This is a genomic window from Microbacterium sp. Cr-K32, from assembly GCF_000708345.1.
Lineage (GTDB): Bacteria > Actinomycetota > Actinomycetes > Actinomycetales > Microbacteriaceae > Microbacterium > Microbacterium maritypicum_A.
In genome coordinates, this window is record NZ_JARD01000020.1 from 22,338 (window position 1) to 34,570 (window position 12,233).

At 68.4% G+C, this 12,233-nt stretch carries 12 protein-coding genes; 8 read left to right on the plus strand and 4 right to left on the minus strand.

The window, feature by feature from the left end:
• The first annotated feature begins 6 nt into the window (after positions 1-6).
• The 5 genes from GZ64_RS0110300 (at position 7) to GZ64_RS0110320 (ending at position 4,091) form a co-directional block, all read left to right on the plus strand.
• Positions 7-846 carry a DUF3097 domain-containing protein gene (locus GZ64_RS0110300; protein WP_029266374.1) on the plus strand — a complete coding sequence of 280 codons (840 nt, stop codon included), beginning with the start codon at positions 7-9 and terminating at the stop codon, positions 844-846.
• A 65-nt stretch (positions 847-911) separates the two neighbouring features.
• A complete protein-coding gene (trmB, locus tag GZ64_RS0110305; RefSeq protein ID WP_021198496.1) occupies positions 912-1,637 on the plus strand; it encodes a tRNA (guanosine(46)-N7)-methyltransferase TrmB in 726 nt (241 codons plus the stop codon).
• A 20-nt stretch (positions 1,638-1,657) separates the two neighbouring features.
• Complete coding sequence (locus GZ64_RS0110310) at positions 1,658-2,524, plus strand: CPBP family intramembrane glutamic endopeptidase (protein ID WP_029266376.1); 867 nt, start codon at positions 1,658-1,660, stop codon at positions 2,522-2,524.
• 52 nt (positions 2,525-2,576) lie between these two features.
• A complete protein-coding gene (locus GZ64_RS0110315; protein ID WP_029266378.1) occupies positions 2,577-2,969 on the plus strand; it encodes a DUF1304 domain-containing protein in 393 nt (130 codons plus the stop codon).
• 45 nt (positions 2,970-3,014) lie between these two features.
• Positions 3,015-4,091, plus strand: a complete 1,077-nt coding sequence (locus GZ64_RS0110320; protein WP_029266380.1) for a DNA polymerase IV — start codon at positions 3,015-3,017, stop codon at positions 4,089-4,091.
• Between the two features lie 37 nt (positions 4,092-4,128).
• Here GZ64_RS0110320 and GZ64_RS0110325 read toward each other — a convergent pair whose 3' ends face one another.
• The 4 genes from GZ64_RS0110325 to GZ64_RS0110340 form a co-directional block, all read right to left on the minus strand.
• On the minus strand, positions 4,129-4,530 hold the full coding sequence (locus GZ64_RS0110325; protein WP_029258462.1) for a RidA family protein: 402 nt from the start codon (positions 4,528-4,530) through the stop codon (positions 4,129-4,131).
• A gap of 56 nt (positions 4,531-4,586) precedes the next feature.
• The gene (locus GZ64_RS0110330) at positions 4,587-5,564 is read right to left on the minus strand and encodes a zinc-binding dehydrogenase (RefSeq protein ID WP_021198036.1); all 978 of its coding nucleotides are present in this window, start codon (positions 5,562-5,564) and stop codon (positions 4,587-4,589) included.
• Between the two features lie 27 nt (positions 5,565-5,591).
• Complete coding sequence (locus GZ64_RS0110335) at positions 5,592-6,056, minus strand: MarR family winged helix-turn-helix transcriptional regulator (RefSeq protein WP_197020520.1); 465 nt, start codon at positions 6,054-6,056, stop codon at positions 5,592-5,594.
• Positions 6,057-6,148: 92 nt separating this feature from the next.
• Positions 6,149-6,535, minus strand: a complete 387-nt coding sequence (locus tag GZ64_RS0110340) for an SHOCT domain-containing protein (RefSeq protein ID WP_021198034.1) — start codon at positions 6,533-6,535, stop codon at positions 6,149-6,151.
• Positions 6,536-6,721: 186 nt separating this feature from the next.
• Between GZ64_RS0110340 and GZ64_RS19095 the strand changes: the two genes are divergently transcribed.
• From GZ64_RS19095 to GZ64_RS0110355, 3 genes are all read left to right on the plus strand, one after another.
• Positions 6,722-8,398 (plus strand): SulP family inorganic anion transporter, encoded by a 1,677-nt coding sequence (locus tag GZ64_RS19095; protein WP_029258459.1) that lies wholly within the window; start codon positions 6,722-6,724, stop codon positions 8,396-8,398.
• A gap of 117 nt (positions 8,399-8,515) precedes the next feature.
• Positions 8,516-9,496, plus strand: a complete 981-nt coding sequence (locus GZ64_RS0110350; protein ID WP_051667958.1) for an FUSC family protein — start codon at positions 8,516-8,518, stop codon at positions 9,494-9,496.
• A gap of 101 nt (positions 9,497-9,597) precedes the next feature.
• A complete protein-coding gene (locus tag GZ64_RS0110355; protein WP_136023752.1) occupies positions 9,598-12,198 on the plus strand; it encodes a LuxR C-terminal-related transcriptional regulator in 2,601 nt (866 codons plus the stop codon).
• Positions 12,199-12,233 lie beyond the last annotated feature (35 nt).

The window sequence follows — 12,233 nt, forward strand, 5'->3', positions numbered from 1 at the left end:
GGAGGCATGGACGACATGTACGGTTCGGATGTGCTGGCCGCCGGCTGGCGCGACCGCGGCGCGAAGCAGGTGCCGCAGGTCGCGGCGGAGACGGATCTCGTCGTGGAGGTCGCCGACGACGGTTTCTGCGGTGCCGTGACCCGCGTGCAGGGTGGGAACGTCGAGCTGGAGGACCGGGGCGGACGTCGACGCCTGTTCCCCCTCGGCGGAGGATTCCTGATCGACGGCGCACCGGTCCGTCTGGTCGTCCCCGCGGCGAAGCCCCAGGGCCCGCGTCGGACGGCGTCCGGGTCCTTCGTGGTCGCCGATCAGCGCGCCCGCGTCGCGCTGCCCAGCCGCATCCTCGTCGAGGGCAAGCACGATGCCGAGCTCGTCGAGAAGGTGTGGGGTGCAGATCTGCGGGTCGAAGGCGTGGTCGTCGAGTTCCTGCAGGGAGTGGATCTGCTCGACGATCTGCTGGCAGCCGAACCACCCAGCGCGACGCGACGCTACGGAGTTCTCGTCGACCATCTCGTCCCGGGCTCCAAGGAGTCGCGGATCGCGGATGCGGTCGCCCGGGGCCCGCACGGTCGCCATCTCCGCATCGTCGGTCACCCCTTCGTCGACGTCTGGCAGTGCGTCACGCCGCGAGCCCTCGGCATCGCGAAGTGGCCGGAGATCCCGCGCGGCATCGAGTGGAAGGTCGGTATCTGCCGTGCCCTCGGGTGGCCGCACGAGACGCAGGCCGACACCGCGCGCGCCTGGCAGCACATCCTCTCGAAGGTGACGACCTATCGGGATCTGGAACCCGCCCTGCTGGGCCGTGTGGAGGAACTCATCGACTTCGTGACGGCGCCGACGCACTGAGCGCGGCTCTCGCGGGAGGTATCCGAGGCGCCGGACGCCGCGACGCCGACGGCTACCCTGGATTCATGCCCGAACCCCGTACCTTCCGAGACGAACCGGTGTCGTTCGTGCGCCGCAGCGGTCGGATGTCCGACGCCCAGGAGCGCGCGTTCTCCGAGCTCGGCCCGCACTACCTGCTCGACGTGCCGCGAGACGTCGCCTGGACGTCCGTGCACCCCGAGGCCCGTCTCGACCCCGCGACCGAGTACGGACGCTCGGCCGATCTCTACGTGGAGATCGGCTCCGGGCAGGGGCATGCGATCGTGGCCGCGGCGTCGTCGCGCCCGGACGACGACTTCCTCGCCGTCGAGGTGTTCCGCGCTGGACTCGCGCGGACGATGCTCGACGCCGATCGCGAGGGTGCCCGCAACCTGCGCGTGGTCGAGGCGAACGCGCCGGAGGTGCTCTCCTCATTCCTCCCCGAGGCTGCGGCACGGGAGGTGTGGATCTTCTTCCCCGACCCGTGGCACAAGAAGAAGCACACCAAACGGCGTCTGGTGCGCCCCGGTTTCGGCGACACCGCGGCGAGAGCATTGCGTGACGGCGGACTGCTGCGACTCGCGACGGACTGGGAGGACTACGCGCTGCAGATGCGCGAGGTGCTCGATGCCGAGCCGCTGTTCGAGCGTGCATTCGACGGGGAGTGGGCTGACCGCTTCGACGGCCGGGTGATGACCGCATTCGAGCGCAAGGGCATCGCCAAGGGACGGGACATCCGCGACCTCGTGTATCGGCGCAGGACGCGCGCGTGACCGACGTGCGGCGTGACACGATGCAGCGGCTGGGCTTCGTGCCGGCGCTGCTCGTGTGCGCCGCGGCTCCGGCATTCTTCGTGCTGGAGATCCCCTGGATCGGCTGGACGCTGCTCGCGGCGGGCATCGCTGTGGCGGGNCTGATCGAGCGCGGCCGCCGCGCCGAGGACGAGGTCGTGCGCGTGGGGTCTCGGTTGGAGACCGCGAGGATGATCGGAGTGCACAGGCCGCCGTCTCTCGCGAGGGATCTCTCCCTGATCGCGATCGGTCTTCTGATCGTGAGCATCATCCCGTTGGCTGCGGAGCTCGACAACCTCGCGATGTTGCGCTTCACTCTTGCACTCGGCGGGGCGGTCGCCGTGCCGTACGTCATCTCGCGGTTCGTCTACCGCGACCGCGCGATCAGCTTCCCGTGGCGAACACGTAGACGCTGGGGTCGGCTGCAATGGGGCTGGCTGGTGGCCGTGCTGGTGCTCGGCTGGCTCATCCTGCCCTTCTACTTCATCACCAGCGGGGTCTACCAGAACTGGCCGGTGGTCGACACCCCCGACCTCATCGCGAGGCTCTTCGTCGGCGTCGGCGCCGTCGGTATCTGGGACGAGCTGTTCTTCATCTGCACGGTGTTCGTGCTGCTGCGACGCCACTTCCCGGACCTGGTCGCGAACCTGCTCCAAGCGATCGTCTTCGTCTCGTTCCTCTGGGAGCTCGGCTACCGGGAGTGGGGACCGCTGCTGACCATCCCGTTCGCCCTGCTGCAGGGGTACATCTTCCTCCGCACGCATTCGCTCGCCTATGTCGTCACGGTGCATCTGCTGTTCGACGCCGTGGTGTTCGCCGTGCTGGTGCACGCACACAATCCGGGACTGCTGCCGATCTTCCTCGTGTAGCCCCGGTCGCGGTCAGCTTGCTCCCGACCCTTCGGAACGGGAGAATCAGCCCATGCTCATCGTCGGTCTCGTCCTCGCCGCAGCCGCCGCTGCGTTCCACGTCTTCATCTTCGCGCTCGAGTCGCTCAGGTGGACCGATCCCGAGACGCGGAAGATCTTCGGCGTCGCCAGCGAGGCCGATGCGGTCACCATGAAGCAGTTGGCCTTCAACCAGGGGTTCTACAACCTCTTCCTCGCGCTGACGACCCTGCTCGGCATCGGTCTCGTGATCGTGGGAGCAGAGACGGTGGGGCTCACACTCGTCTTCGCCGGTACCGCGATGATGCTCGCCGCCGCGCTGGTGCTCGTGCTGTCCGACCGCACCAAGGTGCGCGCGGCCACGATGCAGGGTGCTCTGCCGCTCCTCGCGGTGGCCGCCACGGCGATCGGCGTCGCGATCAGCTGATGCTCGAGGGGTGACATCCGCGCCGTCAGCGACCACACTCGTTGCATGGCCGACTGGGTGCTGCACGTGGACATGGATCAGTTCATCGCCGCGGTCGAGGTGTTGCGGAGGCCTGAGCTCGCCGGCCTCCCGGTGATCGTCGGTGGTCGGGGAGACCCCTCCGAGCGCGCCGTCGTGTCGACCGCCTCGTATGAGGCGCGCGCCTTCGGCATCGGTTCGGGCATGCCTCTGAAGATCGCCGCGCGCAAGGCACCCGATGACGCGGTCTTCCTCCCCGTCGACCACGAGGCCTATGCTCTGGCCTCCGGTGAGGTGATGGCCGCGCTCCGGGCGCTGCCGGATGTGGTGCTCGAGATCGTGGGGTGGGACGAGTGCTTTCTCGGCGTGACCACGGACGATCCGGAGACGATGGCGAGGTCCGCGCAGGCCGCGGTGCTCGATGCGACCGAGCTGCACTGCTCGGTGGGGATCGGCGACAACAAGGTGCGGGCGAAGATCGCGACCGGATTCGGCAAGCCCCGCGGCATATTCCGCCTCACAGCGGACAACTGGTTCGAGATCATGGGAGACAGGCCGACGCGCGAGCTGTGGGGTGTCGGGCCGAAGGTGCAGAGGAGACTGGCCGCTCACGGCATCCTGACCGTGCGCGAGCTGGCCGATGCGGACGAGCAGGCTCTGGTTGCGGAGTTCGGACCGCGGATGGGCGTCTGGTATCACGGCTTGGGATCCGGAATCGGTCCGCGTACCGTCGACGACACGCCGTGGGTCGCTCGCAGCCACAGTCGCGAGATGACCTACCAGCAGAACCTGACGACACCGGATCAGGTCGAGACGGCGATCAGAGAACTCGCCGCCCAGGCCTTCCAGGACTGCGCCGTCGAAGGGCGAGCCGTCGTGCGTGTGCACCTCAAGGTGCGGTACGCCCCGTTCGAGACCAGGACGATCGGTCGCAGGCTTCCGGGGCCGACCACGGATCGCGAGGAATTCGTCGCGGCCGCGGCAGCACTCGGCGCGACGCTCGATCCCGAGCGTGAGGTTCGCCTGCTGGGCGTGCGCGCGGAGATGACCATGCCGGACGGCGCCGACGATGCGGAGCGCACTCCGGTGCGTGGCAGGATCTGACCTCCGTCCCGCACGCCCCCACAAGCGCGGGGTTCGATCAGTCCCGGACGACGGCGGCGACGGCGCTCACCTCGATCAGCGCACCGGGCACCCCGAGCCCTGCCACCAGCGCAGCCGTGACGAGGGGCGGGGCGCCTTCCCTGGCGAGCCTCGAGGCGACCGCTCCATAGGCTGCGCGCAGATCCGCTTCCTGATGGATCAGCACGGTCCAGCTGATCACGTCGTCGAGTCCGGCACCGACCGACTCGAGAGCGATCCTGGCGTTCTCCACCGCGCGCAGCGACTGCTCGCCGGCATCGGAGGAGACGACGGCCCCCGTGGTGTCGACGCCGTTCTGGCCGCCGATGTAGATCGTCGTCGCTCCAGGCGGAACGACCGCCACGTGGCTGAATGCCGGACTCGCGACGAGCCCTTCAGGCTGAGTGAGTGTGATGTTCATGCGCACACTCTGCCTTGGGGTACCGACATCGGAAAGCTCCTCGGAGGCGCACGCGCTCAGAAGCGGAGGAGCACCTTGCCGACGCGCCCTGCGGTATCGCTCGCCTGCACGGCCGCGCTGATGTCGGCAGCGTCGAAGATGCCGGCGACGGGAAGGGTGAGGCTGCCGTCGGCGAGACGCTGGAAGAGCTCGCCGAACAGAGCGGTTCGCGTGTCCGCGTCCAGGCGGGGGATCACCTTGCTGCCCCAGAAACCCTTCACCGTGGCCTGCTTGAAGATCACATCGGAGGATGCGATCTCCATGATGGGCGAGTCCATCGCGCCGAAGGCGACCAGGGTTGCTCCCTCGGCGAGCAACGAGAGCACCTGGCCCGCAGAAGCGCCGCCGACCGAGTCGACACCGGCGACGACGGGGGCACCGCCGGTGAGGGCTTCCACCTGTGCCTTCCAATCGGCCTGATCGGTGGCGACGATCCGGTCGATGCCCTGCTCATGGAGTTCCGTGATGCCCGCCGTTCGACGCACGAGGCCGACGACGTTCACACCACGTGCGGAGGCGAGCTGCGCGAGCATGCGCCCCACGGCGCCGTTCGCAGCGTTCTGGACGATCCAGTCGCCCTCCTTCACCGCGAGGAAATCGAGCAGGGTGATCGCGCTGAACGGCATCGACACGAGCTGGGCGGCCGTCTCGTCGGGAAGCCCGTCCGGGATGGGGATGAGCCCCGCGGCGTTCGTCACGATGTACTCGGCCCATGCGCCGAAGGTCCCTCCAGTGGCGACGCGCTGGCCGACGGCGAGGTTCTCGACGCCGGCGCCGAGCGCATCCACCACGCCCAACGCCTCTGTGCCCGACGCCGCAGGGAGTTCGGGAGTGAAGCCGTAAGTGCCGCGCACCGTCCAGAGATCGTGATTGTGGATGGGGGAGAGGACCACTCGCAGGCGGACCTGTCCCTCGCCGGGCTCCGGAACGGGCCGGTCCTCGACGCGGAGGACTTCCTTCGGCTCGCCGAACGTGGGGTGGATGAGTGCGCGCATGGCGGCTCCGTTCTGTCGGGGGTGAGGTCAGCGGGCGTCGCCCGGGCGGGCGCTGCCGAGGTCGATGGTCGCCTGCTGGAGGCGATCGGTGATGTCGTGCAACTCGGCGATGAGAGCTCTGCGATGGTCGTCGTCGTGGAGTCCCGAGATCGCGGTGATCCTGGAATGGATCGGCGCGACCTCGGAGCGAAGCCCGCGCCCCTTTTCAGTGAGCGTCACGGTCACGACGCGCTCATCCTCGCGACTGCGCGATCGCGCCACGAGTCCTGCCTGCTCGAGTCGCCGGACGAGCGGGGAGAGCGTGCCGGAATCCAGGCGCATCACCTCGCCGAGCGAGCCGATCGTCTGTTCACCGTCGAGCCAGAGCGCGGCGAGCACCAGGTATTGCGGGTACGTCAGTCCCCACGGCGCGAGCAGTGCCCGATATGCCTGCGTGGTGGCGCGAGCCGCGGAGTAGAGGGAGAAGCACACCATCTCATCGGTCACCGGCATGGATAAATCATTGCATGCGATTCGATTGTGCACAACTTGAATGACGGAGAACAGGGCGTGCCCGCAGTGCGCGGACACGCCCCGTGTCGGTCCTAACGGAGGACCTTGGCCTTGATCGTGTTGTACTCCTCGGCCGTGATGGTCCCGGAGTCCAGCAATGCCTTCGCCTTCGCGATCTCCTCACTCGGGCTCGTGCCGGCGACCTGCTGGATATAGGCATCTGCCGCGCTGCGGGCGCTCGCTGCCTCCGCATTGCTCCGCTCTGCCATGCCCGATCCCCGTGCGATCAGGTACACGAGCACCGTGAGGAACGGAACGAAGATCAGGAAGATGATCCACACCGCCTTCCACCAGCCGTTGAGCTTCCGGTCACGGAACAGGTCGGCGACGATGGCGAACAGGGCGAACAGGTAGGAGATGAAGACGAACGCCAGCAGGAACCACCAGATGATGTCCCAGAACGATCCCCAAAAACTCATGACTACTCCTTCAAAAGACGTTCCGCGCGAAGTCGGCGGCTCGTCGGACGTTACCGGTGCGCAGGGCCGGCGGCACTGTCCGCGGCGGGAGTTCACCAGGGTGAGCCGCGCGTGGGACTCTCTTCCCCGTGTTCCTCGCGGCATCCGCCGCAGTACGCTTCTGACGACCCGACGACGGAGAGGCCGATGACCGTGACGAGACGACCCCCGTGGCTGTTCAGCACCGTCGTGGGCTACCGACGCTCCTGGATCCTTCGCGACGTGATCGCGGGGCTCTCGGCCGGTGCCGTCGTGATTCCGCAGGCGATGGCCTATGCGACGATCGCGAACCTGCCCGTGCAGGTGGGCCTCTACACCTGCATCCTGCCGATGCTCGTGTACGCGTTCCTCGGGGGGAGCAGGGCGATGAGCGTCTCGACGACGTCGACCATCGCCACGCTGACGGCGACGACCCTGGTCACGGCGGGCGTGGCGGCCGGGGCTGAGGACGCGATGGGTTCGTTGATGATGCTGACCCTGCTGGTCGGCGCGATCCTGCTGATCGCCCGGCTCTGCCGGCTCGGCTCGCTCGTGGAGAACATCAGTGGCGCCACGGTCCTCGGCCTGAAGATCGGTGTCGGTGCGACGGTCGCGGTCGGACAGCTGCCGAAGCTGCTGGGAGAGAGCGACGACTTCTCCGGTCATGGATTCCTCGCATCGCTCGGCGCGGTGGCGCAGGCCTTCGGAAGTGCGAACGGGCCCACGATCGCCCTCTCCGCGGGCTCCATCGCGGTGATCCTCGTGCTCAAGCGCTTCGCTCCGAAGGTTCCGGGCACGCTGGTCGTCGTGGTCGGAGGGATCCTCCTGGTCGGGCTGGCCGGAATCGATCGGCTCGGCGTCGACCTGATCGCTCCGGTGCCCAGCGGCCTGCCCGTTCCAGGAATCCCGGACTTCGGACAGACGGTGGTGCTGTTTCCGGGCGCGCTCGCGATCGCCGTGATGGCCTTCCTCGAGTCCGCAGCCGTCGCCCGAAGCCTCCGCGTCGCCACCGAGCCTCAGATCGACAGCGACCAGGAGCTGTTCGCGACAGGCGCGGCGAACACGGTCGGGGCATTCTTCGGAACGATGCCGGCGGCCGGAGGGTTCTCGCAGAGCGCGGTCAATCAGAGCGCGGGGGCGCGCTCGCAGGTGGCGACCCTCGTCACGGTGGTCCTCGCCGTCCTCGTCGCCCTCTTCCTCGGCCCGGTGCTCAGTCTGCTGCCGGAGGCGACGTTGGCCGCGATGGTGTTTGTCGCCGTGGCGGGGCTCATCAACATCCCGGAACTCGTGCGCTGGGCACGCATCAGTCGCGTCGACTTCTGGATCGCGTCGTCCGTCGCCGTGCTCGGTCTCACCGCGGGGCTGCTCCCCGCCGTGGCCGTCGGCGTCGTCGTGACGCTGATCCTGGTGCTGCGCGAGGTCAACATCCCGAAGGCGACGATCGTGGGTGGTGACGGAGGGGTGCTGGGCATCCGCCTGGACCGCGGTCTCTACACTGCGAACGCCCTGGCGAACGAGCGGATGCTCCTCGAGACCGTGGCGGCCCAGGGGGCTCCGGTCCGCGCGCTCGTGCTCGGGCTGACGCAGCAGGAAGTGATGACGATCACCGTGCTCGACGCGCTCGAAGACCTCGACCGCGAGCTCTCGCAGCTCGGGGTCGTGCTGCACCTGGCTGCGGTGCCGGCATCAGCCAAGGTCGTGGCGGAGCGCACACCGTGGTTCGCAGGCCTCGAATCGGCGGGGCGCGTCCACGGGACGTTGCGAGACGGCATCACCGCAGCCGAATCGGCGATCGATGCGGGGATGCCCAGCCTTCACCAGGGTGAAGTGGACGACGCGCCCTGACGCACCGACGACCTCCTCCCTAGGCTGGCTCCACAAGTGGGAGCGGCGGGCAGCCCCACGAGAGGGGGCGGTCGTGTCGAGCGACGAGCGGGCGGTTGCGGGGCCGAGGTGGACAGGATGGACGACCGCGCAGGGCTGAGTTGGCGGTGGTCTCGGTTCGGCCTCGGCATGCTCTTCGCCGTGCCCGCCATCGTGGTCGCCCCGTTCGATCTGTCGCTGGCGGTCGCCTTCGGGATCGGGGTCGTGCCCGCGGCGGCTTTCGGCATGCCGCCGCGACGGCGCAGTCGAGCGATCATCCCGGTCGTCGGGGCGCTCAGCGCCATGGCGCTGCTGCTCGGGTCCGTGCTGGCGGCTTCGCCCGTCATCGCCGTCGTCGGGGTGTTCGTGCTCGCGGTCCTGGCGAGCGTCAACGCGACGCGCGGACGCGGGGGTCAGCTCCTGCTGGTCCTGGCGCTGCCGATGACCGGTATCGGGCTGAGCTTCACCTGGTCGCCGGTCACCCTCGGTTTCGCGGCGTGCATCGTGGCCGGTTCGATCTATGCGTGGATCCTCATGCTGCTCTGGCCGGAACGCGACGAAGAGCCCCATCCGCCGCCGCCGGTGCCGCGCGGTCGCGCCATGCTGGTCTACGGAATCCTTCTCGGCGCGGGTGCGGCGACGGCGGCGGCGCTCGGCTTCCTGTGGGACCTCGAGCACGTCGGTTGGGCGACCGGTGCGGTGCTCCTGGTGATGAGACCCGTGCGGGGGCAGCTCATCGCGCGCAGCATCGGGCGTGCGGGCTCCGTTCTGATCGGCGCTCTGGCGGCGGCGGTCGTGGCGGTGCTCGACCCCGCTGACGTCGTCATGGGGATCGTGGTGGGACTCGTCATCGGGTCGACGTGCGCGATTCAGGAGAGCCGTTGGTACGTCGTGCCCGGATTCACCACGTTCCTCGCTCTCACGCTCATCATGTCGACGTCCCCGGAGCCCCCGGCGGAGCGGTTCGTCGAGCGCGCCGTGGAAACGCTGCTCGGGGTCGGACTCGCTCTCTTCTTCGGAGCCGTGGTGCCCTCGATCGTCTCGCTGCTCGCGAGGGTTCGGCGTCGTTCCTCCGCGTGATTCCACGCTAGACGAAAGTTCCTTGAGCCCGTGTTCTCTGGGGTGGGATACTTCGAGTGGGAGAGGGTCGAGTATCGTCTAACATGTTACGGGGGGTTCCGATGGCATCAGATGGACAGGATCCGCAATCGTCGCGGGCTTTCGTCGTTTCGGCTACCGCGGGGGATATCGCGCGGCCGCGACTGCTGGCGCGACTCACCGCCGCGATGGATGAGCCCTGGACGTTGACCGTGCTCTCCGCGCCCGCCGGTTCCGGCAAGACGCGGCTGCTCGTCCACTGGGCTCACGCATTGGACGCCCATGGTGACACCGCGGTGGTGTGGTGGGCTCTGCAGCGTGGCGACATGGATCTCGAACCGTTGCGGAGCGCACTGGCAGACGTCGATGACGAACGGCTCCGCGAGAGCCTGGCGCGGGTCGCCGGCAGCTGGTCGGTGGAGACCGCACGCGCGCTGGCGCGCTCCCTCCGCGGCGCGGGGCGGCGCATCGTCGTCATCATCGACGACGTCCACCTCGTCGAGGACGATCGGCTCGCCGAGATGCTGACTTCTTTCGTGAACGCCGTTCCCGGCAACGGGCACGTCGTCCTCTCCGGACGGGGAACCCGCAGGATTCCGCTCGCCCGCCGACGCATCGCCGGGATCGCCCTCGAACTCGATGCGAAAGATCTCGCCTTCACGCCGGCGGAGGTGCGGTTGTTCTTCCGTGCGCGGGACGTGAGCCTCTCACAGGGGGAGATCACGTCCGTGCTGCGCAGGACCGAAGGATGGGCGACCGGGCTGCGTCTCCTCGAACTCGCCGCGCTCCACGATTCGTTCGCGACCGTGCTCCCGCTGCGCGGCGATTCTCCCACGGTGACCGACTACTTCGCCGAGGAGGTCTTCGCCGACCTCGACCACGAGCTCAGCGACTTCCTCGTGCTCACCTCGGTACCCGATTCGTTCACTCCCCGACTGGCCTCGCGGCTCATCGGTGGAGCGCCGGCCGCGGGTCTGATCGAGCAACTCATCCGCCTCAACGTTCTCATCAGTCGCAACCGCGACGAGCCGGGGTGGTATCACTATCACCCCCTGCTGCGGGAGTTCCTCTACGCCCGGTTGAAGGAGCGCGGAGATGCGGCGGTCGAGGCCCTCGAGAAGGTGACGGCGGAGTGGTTCGCCGCAGAGCAGGAGCACAGGCTCGCGCTCACTCACGCGACGCGCAGTCACGACGCGCAGTCGATGTCCCTGATCCTGCGACAGTGCGGGATGCAGCTCGTTCTCATGGGGCATGCCTGCGAGGTGATCTCCGCGACAGCGGGGCTTCCGCATTCCGTGCTGGCCGAACCTTCCGTGCAGCTGTTGATCGCATCGGCGCGACTCGCGCGAGGAGACGCTTCCACGGCAGCTGCCCTGCTGGACTCCTCGCCGCCATGGCCGGGGGATGAGGGGTCTGCGGCCGTTCGTCAGTGGCGGAAGGGGCTGGAACTGCATATCGCCGTCCGGCGCGGAAGCCTCACCGAAACTCTCGACCGGCTGGAGCTCGCGCTCGATGAGGTGACCGGGGAGTCGCAACTGGACACCTATGTGTTCGTGCAGGCCGCCATGGCGGAGCTCTATGTCGGAGACCTCGACCGGGCAGGTCGATTCGCGCGGTTGGCGTGTGACCGCGCAATCGCCTCCGGCGCTGCAGCGGCGGAGTTGCAGGCGGCAGCCATCCTGAACACCGCTGAGTTCTTCCGCGGTCGCATGGGCGAGGTGCTCCGCTCGGGTGCGCGCCTCGATCAGCGCTGGGCCGAGCTCGGCACACCGGACGACTCGTTCTACGAGGTCACCAGAGTGTGGCGCTATTGGGTTCCCTTCGAGCGGATGCTCGTCGGCGACGTCGACGAGACGCTGAAGGTCGCCGCCGGCATCATCGAATCGGGCGCCGAACCCTCGATCGCACGGGGTCTCCGCGGAATGATCACGCTTCTGGGAGTCGACTCCGCGATCGACGCGCATGCCGCGGCCACCGCTCTGCTCGACAACCTGGCGCCGCGCGCCGACATGCCGCTTCCGGTGCACTGGTACGCGATGATGAGCGCATCCGCCGTGCGGGCGTTCGATCGACTCGGGGAGCGCTCGCTCCGTGACCGCTTCATCGTCGAGATCGAGCGGGCGATCGGCTCGACCGGCGACGTCTTCCTGCTCAGGGCGATCGCGGCACTGCACGACCAGGACTTCGCGCGTGCCCGTCAGGCGCTCGCTCCCGTCCTGGAGGGAAGCTCGCAGTGTCTTCTGCCGGCATCGATGGTCGACGCGTGGCTGGTCGCGGCATGCCTCGACGTGCAGTCCGGGCACCCGGACCAGGCGCAGGTGTCTCTCGCCTTCGCGCTCGCGCTGGCGGAGCCGGAGGAGCTGGTCCGGCGTTTCGCCGACGCGGGGCCGGTGGTGGCGCGTCTGCTCGCCGCACGCGCCACCCCGGGTTCCCGTGGACGTTTCGCCGACTGCGTCCGCGAGCGCCTCGCCGCTGCGGGCATGCTGATCGACGAAGAACTCACGCGACGCGAGCGCATCGTGCTCTCCGCGTTGAGCCGCAATGCGACGCTGCGAGAGATCGCCCAGCAGGAGTTCATCTCGCCGAACACCGTGAAGACCCACGTCCGGAACATCTATCGGAAGCTCGGCGTCTCCGACCGCGAGGGAGTGACGGCGGCCGCGCTCGCTCTCGGTATCGACTGAGCGTGCAAGGTATCGACTGAGCGCGTGAGGCCGCG

Bases quoted from the DNA above. Each gene is read 5' to 3' on its own strand.
- GZ64_RS0110335 (WP_197020520.1), bottom strand. From the start codon at position 6,056: ATGCCGGTGACCGATGAGATGGTGTGCTTCTCCCTCTACTCCGCGGCT.
- GZ64_RS0110340 (WP_021198034.1), bottom strand. From the start codon at position 6,535: ATGAGTTTTTGGGGATCGTTCTGGGACATCATCTGGTGGTTCCTGCTG.
- GZ64_RS0110350 (WP_051667958.1), top strand. From the start codon at position 8,516: ATGGACGACCGCGCAGGGCTGAGTTGGCGGTGGTCTCGGTTCGGCCTC.
- GZ64_RS0110330 (WP_021198036.1), bottom strand. From the start codon at position 5,564: ATGCGCGCACTCATCCACCCCACGTTCGGCGAGCCGAAGGAAGTCCTC.
- GZ64_RS0110355 (WP_136023752.1), top strand. From the start codon at position 9,598: ATGGCATCAGATGGACAGGATCCGCAATCGTCGCGGGCTTTCGTCGTT.
- GZ64_RS0110320 (WP_029266380.1), top strand. From the start codon at position 3,015: ATGGCCGACTGGGTGCTGCACGTGGACATGGATCAGTTCATCGCCGCG.
- GZ64_RS0110300 (WP_029266374.1), top strand. From the start codon at position 7: ATGGACGACATGTACGGTTCGGATGTGCTGGCCGCCGGCTGGCGCGAC.
- GZ64_RS0110315 (WP_029266378.1), top strand. From the start codon at position 2,577: ATGCTCATCGTCGGTCTCGTCCTCGCCGCAGCCGCCGCTGCGTTCCAC.
- GZ64_RS19095 (WP_029258459.1), top strand. From the start codon at position 6,722: ATGACCGTGACGAGACGACCCCCGTGGCTGTTCAGCACCGTCGTGGGC.
- trmB (WP_021198496.1), top strand. From the start codon at position 912: ATGCCCGAACCCCGTACCTTCCGAGACGAACCGGTGTCGTTCGTGCGC.
- GZ64_RS0110325 (WP_029258462.1), bottom strand. From the start codon at position 4,530: ATGAACATCACACTCACTCAGCCTGAAGGGCTCGTCGCGAGTCCGGCA.